This is a genomic window from Streptomyces sp. NPDC086077 (genome assembly GCF_040686175.1).
GTDB lineage: Bacteria > Actinomycetota > Actinomycetes > Streptomycetales > Streptomycetaceae > Streptomyces.
Window position 1 is genome coordinate 1 of the sequence record NZ_JBFBJT010000035.1, and the last position, 16968, is coordinate 16968.

At 71.7% G+C, this 16968-nt stretch carries 15 protein-coding genes; 5 read left to right on the forward strand and 10 right to left on the reverse strand.

What is annotated here, in order from left to right; translation table 11 throughout:
* Window positions 1–102 precede the first annotated feature (102 nt).
* Complete coding sequence (locus tag AB0O67_RS13080; RefSeq protein ID WP_365449235.1) at window positions 103–513, reverse strand: hypothetical protein; 411 nt, start codon at window positions 511–513, stop codon at window positions 103–105.
* A 504-nt stretch (window positions 514–1017) separates the two neighbouring features.
* Window positions 1018–1701, reverse strand: coding sequence for a CAP domain-containing protein (locus tag AB0O67_RS13085; protein WP_365449237.1), 684 nt, complete (start codon window positions 1699–1701; stop codon window positions 1018–1020).
* A gap of 546 nt (window positions 1702–2247) precedes the next feature.
* On the opposite strand from AB0O67_RS13085, the gene AB0O67_RS13090 reads away from it, so the two are divergent.
* Window positions 2248–3816: a M1 family metallopeptidase gene (locus AB0O67_RS13090; RefSeq protein WP_365449239.1), complete on the forward strand. Its 1569-nt coding sequence runs from the start codon at window positions 2248–2250 to the stop codon at window positions 3814–3816.
* Window positions 3817–4043: 227 nt separating this feature from the next.
* Window positions 4044–6035: an N-acetylmuramoyl-L-alanine amidase gene (locus AB0O67_RS13095; protein ID WP_365449241.1), complete on the forward strand. Its 1992-nt coding sequence runs from the start codon at window positions 4044–4046 to the stop codon at window positions 6033–6035.
* A gap of 37 nt (window positions 6036–6072) precedes the next feature.
* On the opposite strand, the gene AB0O67_RS13100 is transcribed toward AB0O67_RS13095, so the two are convergent.
* The gene (locus tag AB0O67_RS13100; RefSeq protein ID WP_365449243.1) at window positions 6073–6900 is read right to left on the reverse strand and encodes a tyrosinase family protein; all 828 of its coding nucleotides are present in this window, start codon (window positions 6898–6900) and stop codon (window positions 6073–6075) included.
* Between the two features lie 32 nt (window positions 6901–6932).
* Entirely contained in the window at window positions 6933–7361 is a 429-nt protein-coding gene (locus AB0O67_RS13105; RefSeq protein ID WP_365449245.1) for a tyrosinase cofactor, read from the reverse strand.
* A gap of 372 nt (window positions 7362–7733) precedes the next feature.
* Here AB0O67_RS13105 and AB0O67_RS13110 point away from each other — a divergent pair, with 372 nt between their 5' ends.
* Complete coding sequence (locus AB0O67_RS13110; protein ID WP_365449247.1) at window positions 7734–8936, forward strand: FAD-dependent monooxygenase; 1203 nt, start codon at window positions 7734–7736, stop codon at window positions 8934–8936.
* 7 nt (window positions 8937–8943) lie between these two features.
* Here AB0O67_RS13110 and AB0O67_RS13115 read toward each other — a convergent pair whose 3' ends face one another.
* Complete coding sequence (locus AB0O67_RS13115) at window positions 8944–10668, reverse strand: cholesterol oxidase substrate-binding domain-containing protein (protein WP_365449249.1); 1725 nt, start codon at window positions 10666–10668, stop codon at window positions 8944–8946.
* A gap of 137 nt (window positions 10669–10805) precedes the next feature.
* Here AB0O67_RS13115 and AB0O67_RS13120 point away from each other — a divergent pair, with 137 nt between their 5' ends.
* Window positions 10806–11789 (forward strand): aldo/keto reductase, encoded by a 984-nt coding sequence (locus AB0O67_RS13120; protein WP_365449251.1) that lies wholly within the window; start codon window positions 10806–10808, stop codon window positions 11787–11789.
* A gap of 135 nt (window positions 11790–11924) precedes the next feature.
* The gene (locus AB0O67_RS13125) at window positions 11925–12359 is read left to right on the forward strand and encodes a DUF6328 family protein (protein WP_365449333.1); all 435 of its coding nucleotides are present in this window, start codon (window positions 11925–11927) and stop codon (window positions 12357–12359) included.
* Here AB0O67_RS13125 and AB0O67_RS13130 read toward each other — a convergent pair.
* The 5 genes from AB0O67_RS13130 to AB0O67_RS13150 all read right to left on the reverse strand — a co-directional run bounded on the left by AB0O67_RS13130 (window position 12353) and on the right by AB0O67_RS13150 (window position 16915).
* Window positions 12353–13018 (reverse strand): DUF2238 domain-containing protein, encoded by a 666-nt coding sequence (locus AB0O67_RS13130; protein ID WP_365449253.1) that lies wholly within the window; start codon window positions 13016–13018, stop codon window positions 12353–12355. The two genes, AB0O67_RS13125 and AB0O67_RS13130, sit on opposite strands and share 7 nt — an antisense overlap.
* Window positions 13019–13159: 141 nt before the next feature.
* Window positions 13160–13585, reverse strand: coding sequence for an SsgA family sporulation/cell division regulator (locus tag AB0O67_RS13135; protein WP_365449255.1), 426 nt, complete (start codon window positions 13583–13585; stop codon window positions 13160–13162).
* 115 nt (window positions 13586–13700) lie between these two features.
* Window positions 13701–14672: an LLM class F420-dependent oxidoreductase gene (locus tag AB0O67_RS13140; RefSeq protein ID WP_365449257.1), complete on the reverse strand. Its 972-nt coding sequence runs from the start codon at window positions 14670–14672 to the stop codon at window positions 13701–13703.
* Window positions 14673–14740: 68 nt separating this feature from the next.
* The gene (locus AB0O67_RS13145) at window positions 14741–16357 is read right to left on the reverse strand and encodes a protein kinase (RefSeq protein WP_365449259.1); all 1617 of its coding nucleotides are present in this window, start codon (window positions 16355–16357) and stop codon (window positions 14741–14743) included.
* Between the two features lie 168 nt (window positions 16358–16525).
* A complete protein-coding gene (locus AB0O67_RS13150; protein ID WP_365449261.1) occupies window positions 16526–16915 on the reverse strand; it encodes a polyprenyl synthetase family protein in 390 nt (129 codons plus the stop codon).
* Window positions 16916–16968 lie beyond the last annotated feature (53 nt).

The following is a 16968-nucleotide window of genomic DNA, read 5'->3' on the forward strand; positions in this document are numbered from 1 at the left end:
TCACCTCAAAACGCACCGCTCCCTCGCCGTCGTACATCAGCAGGCGCTGTTGGACAGCACGGGCGTCGTGGGTAAGTCCGGCACTTCCTCCGGGACCGACTGTCAGTGGCCGCCCCCGCCGCCACCGCCGCCGTGACCGCCGCCGCCACCGCCGTGGCCTCCGCCACCACCGTGACCGCCGCCGCCACCGCCATGGCCGCCACCACCGTGGCCGCCGCCGTCGCCATGGCCGCCACCACCGTGGCCACCGCCGTTGCCGTAGCCGTTGCCGTCGCCGTTGCCCCGGCCGTCGCCGTTGCCCCAGTCGTCGTCATCGTCGTCGTAACCGCGGTAGTTGCCGTTACCCCAGTCGTCATCGTCGTCCCACGAGTCGTTGTCGTAGGAGTTGCTGTAGGTGTGCCCGGTCGGGACAGCGGCGGAAGCCGTGCCCGCTGCGCCGATCGCTGCGCCGCCCGCCATCAGAACGGTGGTGGCAGACGCCGCGATGAGACGCCTCGCGCGAAGTGATCGCATGGTTGTACCTTTCCTTCCATCGTCTCGCGCAGTACCCAGCACGAGATGGATGGCCGCACCCAGCCAGTGAAGCGAGCGGCACGGTCATGGGCATCGCCGCAAGAATGGTGAAGCACCTCTCGGCCGCCGGCGCCGATTGTCAGCTTCCGCACTGTGTCAGGCGGGTGGCGCTACGGTCGCGGTCCTCGTTGTGCAGGAACCTTGCCGACCGGGGTGTGTTCCGGTTTGCGGCTTTCATCACAGACGTTAGTCGCGCACGCGTACCGCGGCATCTTGAAACGGGCTATTTTTTGAAATTGTTCAAATTGCATGCATAGCCCTACAAGTGCCCGTATTGGGCTGCGTTTATGGGGCCGTTCGCGGCCTGACGGCGAGTTGGGCGAGGGCGTCGGCCCGGCATGTCCGCCGATGCGAGTGCGGTGAGTGCACGGAGCAGCACAAGGGGTCATCGGCACACCTCTGCCGCCCCGGGAACCAGTCTCCGGGGCGGCAGTGGATGGTGCTTCAGCGGGCGGTGCCGAAGTCCTGCGTCCAGTAGTCGCCGGGCTGCGCGAGCCCGACCCCTATCTCCTTGAAGGCGCAGTTCAGAATGTTCTTCTTGTGGCCGGGGCTGGACATCCAGCCGTCCATGACCTGCTCGGGAGAGCTGTAGCCGTAGGCAACGTTCTCGCCGTACGTCCTCCAGTCATATCCGGCCTCGGTGATGCGCCGGCCCGGATCCGAGCCGTCGGAGCCCGTGTGCGACATGTTCCGGTGGCTCGCCATGTCGGCACTGTGGTCCTGGGCGGCGTCCGTGAGCTTGGCGTTCAGCTTCACCGGGGAGCAACCGGCCTTGCTGCGCTCGCTGTTCACCAGGGCCACGACGCGCTTGGCGGCACTGGACGCGGAGGCCGGGGCGCCGGAGTCGCCGGGCGGCGTGGCGGCGGGTGCGCCACCCCCGGGCGCCGTCGTGCCCGGCGCGGTGTTGCCGCCCTGGGGATCGATGCTGCCCTGGGGAACGGTCGCTCCCTGTTGTTGGGCGGCGTTCCTCCAGTGCTGCCACTGGCCGTGGGGCCTGGGGTTCTCGCTGGCCCCGGCGCTTCCGTCGTTCAGACAGGCCATGGCGGCCGACGGTACTGCCAGTGCGGTCAGGGCGACGGCGGCGACGGCTATGTGCCGATGGCGCGTCTTCCTGCGGTGCTTCCTCATGGGACCTCGCTCGGTCGTCGCGGGTCGCCTCCGGGGCAGGCACGGCGTGGGCGCTGTGCCTGACCTGCGGTGACGCCTAGTGGGGCCGTCATTGTTAAAAGGGGCGTGAGAAGGGGGCAACGAGCATCACTACTACCCGGCCTCGTAGGCGCCGAAGGCTCTTGAACAGGGCGCGCGGGTGTGCACACCCGGCTCACCGCGCAGGCGGCGATGCCTGACGCTCCGTCAAGGCGGAGTGTGCGCCGGGCGGGTGGTGCGAAAGGGGTGAGCCGGTCTCATGCGGCCGTATCGTGGGTGCCGTTTGTCTGTTTCCGTCTGGCAAGTCCGCGTATATCGCCCCGGGCTCATGTACTACCGAGTCACGTTGACGCGTCACGGCTACGTGAGGGATGTCACTGTGTGCCGCTGCAACCATTTGCGGAGAGCCCTGTAGCCCGCACGGATGGAAGGCGCGCGCATATCAGCCGATTCGCTGGCATCTTGCTGGCATAGTGCGCCCATGACGATCAGGACTGCCGGTCGCCGGGACACCCGACGGTTGCACCCGTGAAGAGGCTGTTCGCGCGCCCCCACGAGGAGCCGGCCGGGAAGTGGCGACGCCGCGGGGCTCTGGCCCTGGCCCTCACGGGCGCCGTCGGCATCACCGCCGTCGCCGCCCTCGCCGGCGCGTTCCCCTTCGGCGATCCGCGGTCGGCCGCGCAGCGCGGCGCCCCCGCCGCGGGCCCGTCCGGCGCTACGCCGGGCCCGGCTCCGGCGCCCGGCGCCCCGGGTGCCGGCGATCCGCTCATGCCGCTCGACGGCAATGGCGGCTACACCGTCCGCCGCTACACGCTCGCCTTCGACTGGCGCGCCCCGCGTACCCCCTTCGCCGCCCGGACCACCGTCAGCGCCACCGCCACCCAGGCCCTCTCCCGCTTCGACCTCGACTTCGCCGGCAACACGCTGCACGCGGTCACCGTGGACGGCGCACCGGCCAGATCCGAACGCGAGGGCGACGAACTCGTCGTGACCCCGGCCAAGCCGATTCCCAAGGGCGCCGCCTTCACCGTGCAGGTCGCCTACACCGCCGACCCGACCCAGCAGCGGGAGCGCGGCGACGCCATCCAGACGTACGGCTGGGTGCCCACGCCGGACGGCACCGTGGTCTGCGCGCAGCCCAACGGCGCCAAGATGATCTTCCCGGTGAACGACCATCCCAGCCTGCGGGCGCCGGTCACCTTCCGCATCACCACCCCGCCGGGCCTCAGCGCGGTGGCGAACGGCCGGCTGGTCGAGCGCGTCCGGCGTCCCGACGGCCGGGTCCGGTGGACGTACGACTCCGAGCATCCGGTCGCGGCCCAGCTGATCCAGCTGGCGATCGGGAAGTTCTCGTTCGTGGACAGCACCGGCCCGCGGGGGTTGCCCGTGCGGGACGTGGTCCCCGAGGGGCTGGTCACGGACACCGAGGACCATCGTGCGCTCACGTCCGACCATCTGACCTGGCTGGAAGGGCGGCTCGGCCCGTACCCGTTCCGCCGCTACGGCGTACTGGTGGGGGACACCGATCTCCCGGTGGCGCTGGAGACGCAGTCGCTGTCCGTGGTGCCCAAGGGCGAACTGCTGGGTGACCGGGTCGACGCCGAACGTGATCTCGTGCACGAGCTGGCCCATCAGTGGACCGGCAACAGCGTCGCCATCCGACGGTGGTCCGACCTGTGGCTGAGCGAGGGACACGCCCGCTTCTACGAGCGGCTCTACTCCGACGCGCACGGCGGCGTCGACATCGAGGACGCGATGCGGTCGGCGTACGCACAGCACGACCAGTGGCGGCACGACGACGGGGCCCCCGCCGAACCCACCGAACCGACCCTGTTCAAGGTGATGCGGTACGACGGCTCGGCGCTGGTGCTGTACGCCCTGCGGGAGAAGGTCGGCGAAGAGACGTTCGACCAAATCGAGCGGGCCTGGGTGACGAAGTACCGCGGCCGGGTCGCCGGCACCCGGGACTTCGTCGCGCTCGCCTCCGAGACGGCCGGCGAGGATCTGACGCCGTTTCTGACGTCGTGGCTGTACGGGGAGCGGACCCCGCCCATGCCGGGGCATCCCGACTGGGAGGTCGACCCGGTTCAGGACTGAGCGGGAGTGCGGTGGGCACCGGGCCGTACCGGTCGGTAAGGGAGCTGAGGGCTTCCGCCGCCCGGACGGGCGGACTGCCGCTGACCGGGTGGCCTGTGGCGGGCGGCTGGTCCAGCTCGGTGACGCTTGGCGCGACGTGGCGCTTCGGGCACGGAAGCGTACGAGGGGTGACGTGGAGAGCTACTCCGCTGTCGTGGTAGCGCCGAGCATCGCCGGAGGCCCTTGCAATGACAGATCCCGCCACCCCCCGTGTCCCCGACGCAGTACGGCGGCGCCGCCGACGGGTCGTCTGCGTGACCGCGTCGGTGGCGCTCCAGGTTCCGCTGCTGGTCACCCTGCTGAGCCTGCCGCATTCCGACAGTGGCCCGGAGGTCGAGAACAGCGCGACGGAGGACCGGCGTCTGCAGGACGTCTTCACGGCAGCCGCGGCCGAGTACGGCGTGCCGCCCAGCGTACTGATGGGCGTGTCCTACCAGCAGTCGCGGTGGGACTCCCACCGGGGCGCGCCCAGCGTCGCCGGCGGCTACGGCCCGATGCACCTGGTGGACCGGCCGCACGTCCAGGGCGCGCTGCCGGGAGTGGGCGGCCGCGCGCTCGCGGGTCCGCAGTCCGGGCCGAACAAGCAGAACACCCGGGGCAGCCGTTCCGTGCAGCCCGCCGACCTGCAACGCGCCGCCCGCCTCATCGGGGTGCCGGTGGAGCAGCTGCGGACGGACCCGGCCGCCAACGTGCGCGGCGGCGCGGCACTGCTGGCGGCGACGCAGCGCGAGCTCGGCAAGCCGCTCAGCGCCGACCCGTCGGACTGGTGGGAGGCGGTGGCGCGCTTCCCGGGCATGGGCGACTCCGTGTCGGCGAACACGTTCGCGAGCGACGTCTTCACCGTGATCCGGCGCGGTGCGCGCCGCACCACCGACGCGGGGCAGCGGATCACCCTCCCCGCCAGCCCCGGGGTGAAGGCCCCGCCGCACGACCCGAACCGGCCGAAGGACATCGAGTGCCCGACGGAGCTGTCCTGCTCCTGGGTCCGGGCGCCGCACGTCGAGGTCGGTGACGGCGAGTACGGCAACTTCGACCCGGCCGACCGGCCCAACGACCAGAAGGTCGAGTACATCGTCATCCACGACACCGAGGGCCCCCTGCCGGCCATGCTCAAGACGGTCCAGGACCCGAACGAGGTGTCGTGGCACTACTCCGTCCGCTCCAGTGACGGCCATGTCGTCCAGCACGTGAAGACCAAGGACGCGGCCCGGCACTCCGGCAGCCAGTACATCAACGCCCGCTCGATCGGCATCGAGCACGAAGGGATCCTCGCCCAGCCGGACACCTGGTACACCGAGCAGATGTACCAGGCCTCGGCCCGCCTGGTGCGCTACCTGGCCAAGAAGTACGACGTCCCGCTCGACCGGCAGCACATCTTCGGACACGACAACGTGCCGTCCCCGGTGGGCGTGACCATCCCCGACATGCACGACGACCCGGGCCCCTACTGGGACTGGGAGCACTACTTCGACCTGCTCGGCGCCCCGCTGCGCGGCAGGGCCGGACGGGACAGCGACCTTGTGGTCGTGCTGCCCGACTACGACACGCACAAGCCGCTGTTCACGGGGTGCAAGACCAGCGGCGTGCCGTGCGCGCCGCACGGCTCCAGCGCGGTCCGGCTGCACACCGAGCCGCGCGACGGCGCCCCGCTGATCCAGGACCCGGGCCGCCGCCCGGAGGGCGACCCCTCGACGGAGGACGTCAACGACCTGGGGTCGCGGGTCTCGGCGGGCCAGGTCTTCGCGGTCGCCGGACGCAAGGGTGACTGGACGGCGATCTGGTACCAGGGCAACCGGGCCTGGTTCAAGAACCCCAGGACCCGCCCGACGGCCATCGGGACGACCGGCCGGATGGTGACCCCGAAGGACGGGCTGAGCGAGATCCCCGTGTACGGGCGCGCCTACCCGGAGCCGGACGCCTATCCCGACGACGTGCCCGTGTCGGACGACTCGCCGCTCCCGTACAGCCTCCTCGCGGGTCAGCGCTATGTGACGCAGGACCGCGTCGCCGGCACGTATGTCGACAAGTCGGGCTCCGGCAGCGCCTTCCGGGTGGTGAAGGGCGACGAGGAGTACTACGAGATCCAGTTCGGTCACCGGCTCGCCTACGTCCGCGCGAGCGACGTGGACGTGGTGAACGGGTCCGCCACGGCGGGAGCGCCGTCGGGGTCACGCAAGTGACCCCTGCCCGCCCCGGCGCTCCCCGTTTGTCAGGACTCTAGGCGTCCGTGTCGAAGGTGTAGTGGGCGGTGTGGTCCAGCAGGTCCGCCGGGGACACGTCGTTCCACGGCTTCATCGGCTCGTTCAGGTCGACCACGTTCGGTGTCCCGGCCGCCGGGACGTAGCCGGAGCCCGGGTGCCGGCGCTGCCACTCGGCCCACAGCTTGTCGACGAAGGCGTGGTGCAGCCAGAACACCGGGTCGTTGGGGGAGGCCCCGGTGCCCATCTGACCACCGACCCAGACGTGCACCCGGTTGTGCAGATTGACCCCGCGCCAGCCCTCCAAGTGGTTGCGGAACCCGTCCGAGGCACTGTTCCACGGCGCCATGTCGTACGTCGCCATGGCGAGGACCGAGTCCACCTCGGCCCGGGTCGGCAGCTCCCGCACCGCGCTGCCCAGCGACCGGCGCAGGAACGTCCGGCCGTCGACCCGCACGTTGATCGGCCAGTTGCCGCCCGCCTCGGAGAACGGCCCGTCCGACACCCGCCCGTCCCGGGCCCGCCCCGTGCCGCCGAGGAAGTCCGGGCCCCACAGCGAGGAGCGCACGGAGCGGTCGGCGGTCCAGTCCCAGTACGGCAGCGCCACCGACGCGTCCACCGACTGCAACGCCCGCTCGAATTCGAGCAGGTATCTGCGGTGCCAGGGCAGGAACGACGGTGAACGGTGCCCGGTGCGCTCGCCGTTGTCGGTGTCACCGAGGATGAAGGCGTTGTGCGTCGTGACGAACTCGTCGTAGCGGCCGCTGCGCTTGAGCTCCACGAGCGCGGCGACGAAGCGCCGCTTCTCGTCGCTGGACAGGCTCGCCTGGTTCTTGCGGACGGTCATGTGCGATGACTCCTGATGTGGTGCGGGGAAGGTCAGTTGGCGGGGAACGGGACGAGTCGGGCGCCCTGCAGCTCGTCCACGGCGGCGCGCGCGGCGGCACGCGGGGTGGGCACCGGGTCGTAGTGGCTGACCACGCTGATCCAGGTGCCGTCGGCGTTCGGCATCACATGCAGTTCCGTGCCGTCCACGAACACGGCGTAGCCGCCGCCGTGATGCTCGTGACCGCCCCCGGCGACCGGATGGCCCTGTATGCGACGGCCCTTGTAGACCTCGTCGAAGGGTGCGGGGGAGTGGTGGCCGTGCTCGTGCCCCGCCGCTTGCGGCGTGCCGGGCGTGTCCGGCGTGACGGGGGCGGCGCCGGCGTCGGCCGCCGCGCCGGAGGCGACCACGGCGGAGGCGCCGGCGGTCGTGGCGAGGGCGGCCGCGGCGGTGAGCGCACGGCGACGGCTGAGTTCCGGCATAGGGACCTCCAGGATTCGTTGGGACGCTGCTTTCGGCAGGTCGTTCGATTGACGACCTCGCATGCCTATCGGTCCGGCCGAGAGCGGCAGAAATCGCGCGTGTGTGGTTGGCCCTGATCCGGACAACTGCCCATATCTGGTGCAAGGTTGAATCAAGTTGATCTTGCCGGAACGGCTGCCCGGACAGCCCGGAAGAGGGAATTCCTCCCCCTTGTCGCGATCTTTGTGGCGATCCGTCACCGTGCGGCCGCGCCCCGCGTGGCCTGGCTCACTCCGCGAAGATGACGCGATTTCGAGCGGCCGGTCGCGGCGCCTCACTCCTGCTACCCTGCGTCGCGAAATGATCGCTATGAGTAATTCCTAGGGGTGTGCGTGAAGGTCGCCTGCGTCGGCGCCGGGCCCGCCGGCCTGTATCTGTCGATCCTGCTCAAACGGCAGGACCCGTCCCATGACATCACCGTGTACGAACGCGACCCGGAAGGTTCGACCTACGGCTGGGGCGTCACGTACTGGCGCGGACTGCTCGACACACTCCACGAGCACGACCCCGAGTCGGCCCGCGCCCTCGACGCGCATTCGGTCCGCTGGAACGAGGGCGTCGCACACGTACGGGACCTGACCACCCGGCACCCCGGCGACCAGGGCTTCGGCATCGGCCGCCACCGGTTCCTGGAGATCCTCGCCGCCCGGGCCCGCGGCCTGGGCGTCCGCGTGGAGTACGAGCACGAGACAGCCCCCGACCGACTGCCCGACGCCGACCTGGTCGTGGCCGCCGACGGCGTCCGCAGCACCCTGCGCACCCGCCACGCCGGCCATTTCGGCACGGAGGTCACCGCGGGCCGGAACTCCTACATCTGGCTCGGCACCACCAAGGTGTTCGACTCCTTCACCTTCGCCTTCGTGGAGACCGCGCACGGCTGGATCTGGTGCTACGGCTACCCCTTCGACGACCGGCGCAGCACCTGCGTCGTCGAGTGCGCCCCCGAGACCTTCACCGGCCTCGGTCTCGACGGCGCGGGCGAGGCCGACGGGCTCGCCCTGCTGGAGAAGCTCTTCGCCGTCGCCCTCGACGGCCACCGGCTGATCGCACGCTCCGGCGCGCGCGGCAGCGCCCAGTGGCTGAACTTCCGCACCCTCACCAACCGCACCTGGTACCGCGACAACCTCGTCCTCGTAGGCGACGCCGCCCACACCACGCACTACTCCATCGGCGCCGGCACCACGCTGGCCCTTCAGGACGCCATCGCGCTGGCGGCGGCCCTCCGCGAGCACGCCCATCTCCCGCAGGCACTCGCCCGCTACGAGCGCGAACGCAAGGCGGCCCTGCTGCCCACGCAGAGCGCCGCCCGCTACAGCGCCCAGTGGTACGAGAACCTGCCGCGCTACATCCATCTGCCGCCCGAGCGCATGTTCGCCCTGCTGGGCCAGCGTCACTCGCCCCTGCTGCCGTACGTCCCGCCGCAGCTGTACTACCGGCTCGACCGCGCGGCCGGGCAACTGGAGGCGCTGCGCCGGCTCAAGCGCTGGCTGGGCCCGAAGCTCGCCCGCACGGCCCACGGCCGCACGCTGAGGTAGCCCCGGCTCAGCCCAGCAGCCGCCGCAGGAAGGCGTTGCTGAACACGTGGTGCGGGTCGAGCCGGTCCAGCACGCCGGCCGCCCGCCCCCACACGCCCTCCCCGAACGAGGCGGGCACCGTCGTGCCGATGACGTCCTCGTCCCGCCACGCGTCCGAGTCCGTGTACGCCCAGCCCTTGGACCACTCGACCCGGGCGAGCGCGTACCCAGCGCCGGCGCGGCCGTCGTAGCGGCCGAGCAGGAACCGCTCCAGCTCGCGCAGGAACGCCTCCGCGTGCGGCGTCCCCGGCAGGGTGAGCACGTCCAGCCAGACCGCGCAGTCCCACTCGGGACGGCTTTCGGCCGGCCGCACCGCCGACAGCAACGGGGCGTGGGCGCCCGCCAGTTCGGCGTCAGCGGGATCGTCGAGGCCGGTCACGCGAATCTCCACCGAGCCGTTGACCGGGAAGCGGTTCTCGGCGGCGTAGGCCGCGAGCCGCTCCCGGTAGAGGCCGGTGAACTCGTGGATCACCCGTTGCACCTGCCCCCGCGAGGTGAGCACGGCGTAGCCGTCGGCGTGCACCCGCAGGGTGGTCGGCCGCAAGTACAGCAGCGTGTTCTTCGACGGCCCCCAGATGTCCCCGGACAGCGTCGCCGGCAGCCCGAGCGCGGCCACGTCGTACTGCAGATTGCCCAGCACCGGCGCCAGCGACCAGGCGCCCTCCGCCACGATCCGCCCGACCAGATCCGCGACCGGTTCCGGAACACTGTCGGAGAACGGGTAGTTGTACGGCCCCGAGACCCGCCGCGAGGCCGGCGGCCGCGTCGGGGCCACGCTCCACACCTTCAGCCACGGGAGCTCCGTGAAGGCGAACCAGATCGCCTCCACCCGCCCCGACGCGTCGAGGAAGCTCTCGAAGGTGCGCCCGCTCGACCCCGGTGCCGCGAACAACTCGCCCGCCGGGATGTCGACGCGGCTGACACACCGCAGGTGGGTGTCGGCCCCCACCCGCAGCACCACCTCCGTCACCAGCGCCCGCCCGAGGTGGGTGAGCAACGCCGCGCAGTCGGCCTCGTCCCGACGGAAGGTGCGCAGGACGTAGGCGTCGCTGCCCTCGTCCCACACCACGGCGCTGAGCGACAGCACCAGATTGCTCAGCGAGCCGTACGTGTGCCCCGGCAGCCGCCGCTCGCCCCGCGCCGGTACGGCCGTGCCGTGGCCGTCGACGGCCAGGGCGCCGCCCAGCGTGAGGTCGCCGGGTGCCGGCACGGCGGTGAGGCCGAGTCCGTGCCCTTCCAGATACGTCAGCAGCGCCTCCATCGTCACACCGGAGCCGGCACGCACGGCGGACCTGCCGTCGAGGGCGAGGCCGGTGAGATGCCGGGTGGTGTCGACGAGGAGGACGGGGGCGGCCGGTTGCGTCCCCTCCGGGATCGTCAGCGGGGACCAGCTGTGCGAGGCGCCGCGGGCACGGACCGTCCAGCCCTGGCGCCGGGCCCAGTTCACGACCGCGACCACCTGCTGCGGCCCGTCCGGGGCACAGGCCCACAGACCGGTGGCCGTGATCTCGCCGGTCCAGTTCCGGTACGCCGTCCGGTACAGGCCCACGTCGGCGGGGAAGCCGGGCAGCTCCCGCGCGGCGGACGCCGGATCCGGCACGAGCACGGCCGGTACGGCGGACAGGGCGGCGGCGGTGCGCAGGAAGCCGCGGCGCGTGCAGAAAGGGGGCTCTTCGGTCAAACCATCGGTCACGCGTTCACGCTAGGGCGGTTCGGGCGCGATCCGTCCGCCTGCCGCGTTCCCTCACTCGTGTGAGTGAGGAATGCACAGGTGGCGGGTCATGGCGACCGCCTCCGTGCCCGCCGGTGGCAGATGACAGACTGACGCCCATGGAAGAACGCGAATTCGGCAGGTCGGGTCAGCATGCGTCGGTCGTCGGTCTCGGCACCTGGCAACTGGGCGCCGACTGGGGAGACGTCGACGACAAGGAAGCCCTCATGGTGCTGGAGGCGGCGGCCGAGTCGGGGGTGACGTTCTTCGACACCGCCGACGTCTACGGCGACGGGCGCAGCGAGCGGACCATCGCCACGTTCCTGAGCGGCCGGCCGGACCTGCACGTGCTGGTCGCGACCAAGATGGGCCGCCGGGTCGAGCAGATCCCCGAGAACTACGTCCTGGACAACTTCCGCGCCTGGAACGACCGGTCGCGCCGCAACCTCGGCGTCGACCGTGTCGACCTGGTGCAGCTGCACTGCCCGCCCACGCCCGTCTACTCCTCCGACGAGGTCTTCGACGCCCTCGACACCCTGGTCGAGGAGGAGCGCATCGCCGCGTACGGGGTGAGCGTGGAGACCTGTGCCGAGGCCCTCACCGCGATCGCCCGGCCGAACGTGGCGAGCGTACAGATCATCCTCAACCCGTTCCGGATGAAGCCCCTGCGTGAGGTGCTGCCCGCCGCCCGGGAGGCCGGCGTCGGCATCATCGCCCGGGTGCCGCTCGCCTCGGGGCTGCTGTCCGGCAAGTACACGAAGGACACCGTCTTCCCGGCGAACGACCACCGCACGTACAACCGGCACGGCGAGTCCTTCGACCAGGGCGAGACCTTCTCCGGCGTCGACTACGCCACCGGCGTCGAGGCCGCCGCCGAGTTCGCCGCCCTCGCCCCCGAGGGCTGCACCCCGGCCCAGCTCGCTCTGCGCTGGATCGTCCAGCAGCCCGGCGTCACCACGGTGATCCCCGGCGCCCGTTCCGCCGAGCAGGCCCGCGCCAACGCGGCCGCCGCCCACCTGCCGGCCCTGCCCGGCGCCACGCTCGGCGCGATCCAGGACCTGTACACCACGCGGGTCAAGGACCAGGTCGAAGCTCGCTGGTAGCGGAGCTGTTCACGGGGAACCCGGTGGGGAAGAGTTTTCGGACTTTCTCGACCGGGAGGAACCGTGACGACCGCGGAAGGCAGCTCGCACCGGCCCAGAGGGCGCGACGAGACCGAGGAGGAGCGGGCCGACCGCATGTGGGGTGACCTCATCCAGGAGATCCGGGTCGCGCAGATGGGCGTTCAGATCCTCTTCGGCTTCCTGCTGACCGTCGTCTTCGCCCCGACCTTCGCGGACCTGTCGGACACGGACCGCAGGATCTACATCGTGACCGTGGTACTCGGCGCCGCGGCGACCGGCGCGCTCATAGGGCCGGTGTCGCTGCACCGCCTGGTCTCCGGACGCCGGGTGAAGCCGCAGGCGGTCACCTGGGCCTCCCGGCTGACCTTCGTCGGCCTGATCCTGCTGCTTCTCACCATGGTCTGCGCGCTGCTGCTGATACTGCGCGTGGCGACCCACGACCCCTACGTGCCGTGGATCGTGACGGGCGTCGTCGTCTGGTACGTGCTGTGCTGGTTCGCGCTGCCGCTGTGGACCCGGCGCCGCCACACGAGCGGCACCGGTCACTGACGGGTCAGTGCGCTCAGCTGACGGTCGTGGAACCGGCTGAGCAGGAGCAGCGAGGCGGTGGCGCCGACCAGGGCGCAGAACATGTCCCACTGCGTGTCCCACACGTCGCCCTGTGTGGCCAGGAACGCGTCCGCCGCCTCGCCTCCGATCACGGCCGCCGCCCACTCCAGCATCTCGAAGACCGCGCTGAAGGCGAGGCACGCGCACACGGCGAGCGGCGCCAGCCAGCGGCTGCCGCGCAGCGGTGAGGTGCGCACGAGCAACTCCCGTACCAGCACGGCCGGTACGAAGCCCTGCATGAGGTGGCCGAAGCGGTCGTAGGGGTTGCGGTCCAGGCCGAAGGTGTCGCGCACCCAGTCGCCGAGCGGGACCTGCGCGTAGGTGTAGTGGCCGCCCAGCACCAGGACCAGCGCGTGCGCGGCGAGCAGACAGCACAGAAGGCCCGTCATCGGGAACCGCCGCCAGGTCAGGAACAGCAGCGGCAGTCCGACGAGCACCCACACCGTCTCCAAAAACCAGGTCGCCCGGTCGTACGGCTCCCAGGCGGACACCGCCAGCGCCACGACCACCAGCCCGGCGAGCAGCGGGGGCAGGCGCCGGCCGGAGCGGGCGGCGGACAGCGGGGAGATCCGGTGTGGGTCCGGACTGACAGCGGACATGGGCGCGCTCCTCTTGGTGGGAGCCCCATCGTGTCGGCGCCGCGCGACGCGGGCATGAGTACGGCTACTCAACTCCCGCCGCGTGAGGTATCCGTACGGCTGCGCAACTCCCGCCGCACCACCGGACATGGACAAGGCTGCTCAGCCCTCGGCGATGACCTCGGCCAGGAAGTCGTCCACCTCGATCTGCTCCTGCCCGGGCGCGACGATCTCGTGGGTCCGGCGCAGGAACGACTCGACGGCGGCGGCCCAGGCGAACACCACCGCATGATGGCGTTCGCCGTCCGACCGGGTGTCGCCCAAGAACTCCATGCGCAGTTCCTCCCACACGCCCGTCGACACCGGGCGGAACCGCACGTCGCCCATGCCGACGGGCCGCCGCAGCCCGTCGAGGACCATCTCGCGGTCCAGCCGCCACCGGGCCAGTACATGGCCGTCATGGCTGAACACCATGGTGACGGCGAACGGGTCGTCGGCGTCGTAGCCGAGGTGGGCGAGCACGGGGAAGCGGTCCGTGGCGCCCGCCTGAAGCTGCATGACCAGGGTCTTGTGCACATTGGGGTTCACCAGAGGGCCTCCGGGGAGAACGGTCGTAGAGACCTCTAGTACCCCCTTCGTGCACGTGATGCTCAGTCCTGAGGGTGATTCTCCGGTGCCCCGCGCAACGCCGAGAGGCAGCCGCTCAGTCGAGGGCGTCGCGCAGCGCCGGCAGCAGGGTCTTCGCCGACCAGTCCAGGTACTCCGGCTGCGAGTCGCCGCCGATCTGCACCAGGGCGATCTCCGTGAACCCGGCCTCGGCGTAGGGGCGGACCGCCGCCACGAAGTCTTCCGGGTCGTCGCCGCACGGGATCGAGGCGGCGACGTCGTCCTGGGTGACGAACTGGGTGGCCGACTCGAAGGAATCCGGGTGCGGCAGCTCGGAGTTGACCTTCCAGCCGCTGCCGAACCAGCGGAACTGCGCGTGCGCCCGCTTCACCGCCGCGTCTCGGTCGGGGTCGTAGCAGACCGGCAGCTGGCCCACGCGCGGCTTGCCGGTGCCGCCGTGCCGGTCGAAGGCCTCCAGCAGGCCCTGTTCCGGTTCGGTGGCGATGACGAGGTCGGCGAGCCGCCCCGCCAGCGCGCAGGACTGTTCGCCGGAGACGGCGATGCCGATCTGCGGCGGCTCCTCGGGCAGGTCCCACAGCCGGGCCGACTCCACGTCGAAGTGCGTGCCGTGATGGTTCACATGACCGCCGGCGAACAGCGCCCGGATGATCTCGACCGCTTCCTCCAGCATCTCGTGCCGTACGTCGGCGGACGGCCAGCCGCCGCCCACGACATGCTCGTTGAGGTTCTCGCCCGACCCGAGCCCCAGCCGGAAGCGGCCCTGCGACAGCAACTGCATGGTCGCCGCCTTCTGAGCCACCACCGCCGGGTGGTAGCGGACGGTCGGGCAGGTCACGTAGGTCATGAGCGGGATGCGCTCCGTCGCCTGCGCGGCCGCGCCGAGCACACTCCACGCGTACGGTGAATGACCCTGCGAGCGCAGCCACGGAAAGTAGTGGTCCGAGGTCACGGAGAAGTCGAACCCCGCTTCCTCGGCCCGCACCACGTGGTCCACGAGATCGCGGGGGCCGGCCTGTTCGGTCATCATCGTGTATCCGATTTGCGCCATAGGGGCCGAGTTTCCGCGCGAGGCGACAGGAAACGGCACAGTGGCGCACGGATCAGGGGCGGTCCCGGTCAGGCCCCGGCCGGCCGGAACGTGCGGAAGAAGGCCTCCAGGGCCTGGCGGTTGTCCGCGTCGTCCCAAACCTCGGCCGGGGTCGTCCAGCGCAGTGAGTAGCCGCGCCCGCCACCGATGAGGAAGCCGCGGCCCAGCGTGCGCACCCGGCTGCCGTCGACGTCGGCGAGCCACTCCATGTCGGCGGCCGCCTGCCCCTGGTAGGTCGTCGCGCGGATGTCCCCGAGCCGCCGGTAGTCCTCGGCGGTCCGCCTCAGCCCTGGCTCGACGTCGTCGCGCCAGACCGCGACCGGGTCCGGACCGACGCGCGCGCTGTACGTCACCGCCAGCGTGCGCGCGTCGCCGGGTGCGCCGAGCACCACGCGGTAGGCCAGACCGGACGCGCGCGTCGTGCTCAGCGGCTTCCAGCCCTGGGGGAGGGCGACGGAGAAGCCCTCGGGGGAGCGGTAGGTGCTGAAGCCCGGCGGGACGGTGGGTGCCGAGGGCGACGGGGAGACGCCGGTGGGCGGCTCGGCCGGCGTGCTCGGGGCCGGTGCGGTGGGCGTCGGCGCGGGGGTGGACGGGCGGTTCGGGTCCGGTGTGCCGGCGGAGGCCGGCGGGCGGCGTTCACCGTCGGACGCGGCGGTGTCCGTGCCTGGCAGGTCACGGGTCACCGCGAGTACCGCGACCGTCACCGTGACGACGGCCAGCGCCGTCCCGGCGATCATGGTTCGTCTGCTCCACCCCGGGTCGGTGACGTGCAGGGCGGTGGCGTACGCGCGGCGCAGCCGGGGGACCGGCGCGGGGGGCAGGGCCGCGTCGGCGTCCTCGTTGACGACCCGGGTGAGCGCCTGACGCACCACGGGCCGGGTGAGCCGCTCACGGCCGTTCTTGCGCAGCAGGCCCTGCACCACCTGGGTGAGCGGTCCGGCGCGCAGCGGTGTGCGCAGCGGAAGCCGGTCCACGCTCTTCAGCGTGGCCTCGGGCCGGTCCCGCTCCCGGAACGGCGGGCGCCCCTCGACCATCGTGTAGAGGATCGCGCCCAGCGCCCACAGGTCGGCCGCGGGGCCGATCCGCTCGTCGCGGGCCTGCTCCGGAGAGGCGTACGACAGAGCCGTGAGCCGGGGGGCCAGCGTCGCGCCCGCCAGCCCGAAGCCCGCGACGACGACCGGGCCCTCCTCGCGGACGAGGATCTGGCCGGGGCTCAGCTCGCCGTGGGTGATGCCCTCGCCGTGCGCGGCCTCCAGCAGGTCGAGCAGCTCCAGCCCGATGCGGGCCGCCCGCACGTAGTTCAACGAGCCGTGCTCGGCGAGGAGTTCCCCGAGCGGGGTACCGCCGAGCCACTCGGTGACCGTCCACAGCGCGCCCTCCTCCGCGACCGCGTCGACCACGGTCGCGACCCGGCCGGGGCACAGCCGTCCCATCGTCTCCGACGTGCGCATGATGCGGCCGACGGTCCGGCGCGCGGCGTCCCCGTCGGGCTCGCCCGGCAACCCGACCTGGGTCAGCAGGCAGGGGCGCCCGGCCTCGACGTCCTCCCCGTACCAGCAGACGCGGTTCGACTCGCGATGGACGGTCTCCAGGAGCCGGTACCTCCCGGCGACCAACTGGTGTGCGGAGACGTACGCCTTGCTCATGGTCATCCCTCTGAACGCCCGGCTCTCACCTTTCCCAGAGGTACGCGGGGCGCCACGGAGTGTGTTCAACGCCCGGGAGGCGTATTCGGGCGACATCACAATTTTGACGTTCCGTCAGTGCGCCGTGGCCCCGCTCGCCCCTGCTCGTCGAGCACTGCGCGGCGGCCGTCACAGGTTCCGGCGCACCAGGAAACCCACCACCGACCGCGGCTCGGCGGCCGCCCCCGCGTCGAGCGAGGCGTCCGCGAGCGCGGCCTCTCCGGCGTCGATGTGCCGGCGCGCCTCGGCCAGGGCCGCCGTCCGCCCGCCCGTCGCCGCGATCAGCTCCGCGGCCTCGGCCGGGTCCCCCGCGGACTCCATGAGCGCGGTGCGGCGCCCGGCCGCCGGGTCGGGGAAGTCCAGCGCGCACAGGACCGGGAGCGTCTTCTTCCGCTCCTGCAGGTCGGCGAGTACCGGCTTGCCGGTGACGGCGGGCTCGCCCCAGATCCCGAGGACGTCGTCGTACTGTGCATAGCCCCCGGAAAAACCGCCCCGGCCCCAGAGAGGCCAGGGCGTCACTGTTGTCGATCGAGACGTCGGTACGGTCAGGGGGGTTGCTCACGAGGCAGGAT

Coding starts and splice junctions, on each gene's coding strand:
- AB0O67_RS13080 (WP_365449235.1), bottom strand. CDS start 513: ATGCGATCACTTCGCGCGAGGCGTCTCATCGCGGCGTCTGCCACCACC.
- AB0O67_RS13145 (WP_365449259.1), bottom strand. CDS start 16,357: ATGAGCAAGGCGTACGTCTCCGCACACCAGTTGGTCGCCGGGAGGTAC.
- AB0O67_RS13085 (WP_365449237.1), bottom strand. CDS start 1,701: ATGAGGAAGCACCGCAGGAAGACGCGCCATCGGCACATAGCCGTCGCC.
- AB0O67_RS13140 (WP_365449257.1), bottom strand. CDS start 14,672: ATGGCGCAAATCGGATACACGATGATGACCGAACAGGCCGGCCCCCGC.
- AB0O67_RS13125 (WP_365449333.1), top strand. CDS start 11,925: ATGTGGGGTGACCTCATCCAGGAGATCCGGGTCGCGCAGATGGGCGTT.
- AB0O67_RS13130 (WP_365449253.1), bottom strand. CDS start 13,018: ATGTCCGCTGTCAGTCCGGACCCACACCGGATCTCCCCGCTGTCCGCC.
- AB0O67_RS13105 (WP_365449245.1), bottom strand. CDS start 7,361: ATGCCGGAACTCAGCCGTCGCCGTGCGCTCACCGCCGCGGCCGCCCTC.
- AB0O67_RS13100 (WP_365449243.1), bottom strand. CDS start 6,900: ATGACCGTCCGCAAGAACCAGGCGAGCCTGTCCAGCGACGAGAAGCGG.
- AB0O67_RS13095 (WP_365449241.1), top strand. CDS start 4,044: ATGACAGATCCCGCCACCCCCCGTGTCCCCGACGCAGTACGGCGGCGC.
- AB0O67_RS13120 (WP_365449251.1), top strand. CDS start 10,806: ATGGAAGAACGCGAATTCGGCAGGTCGGGTCAGCATGCGTCGGTCGTC.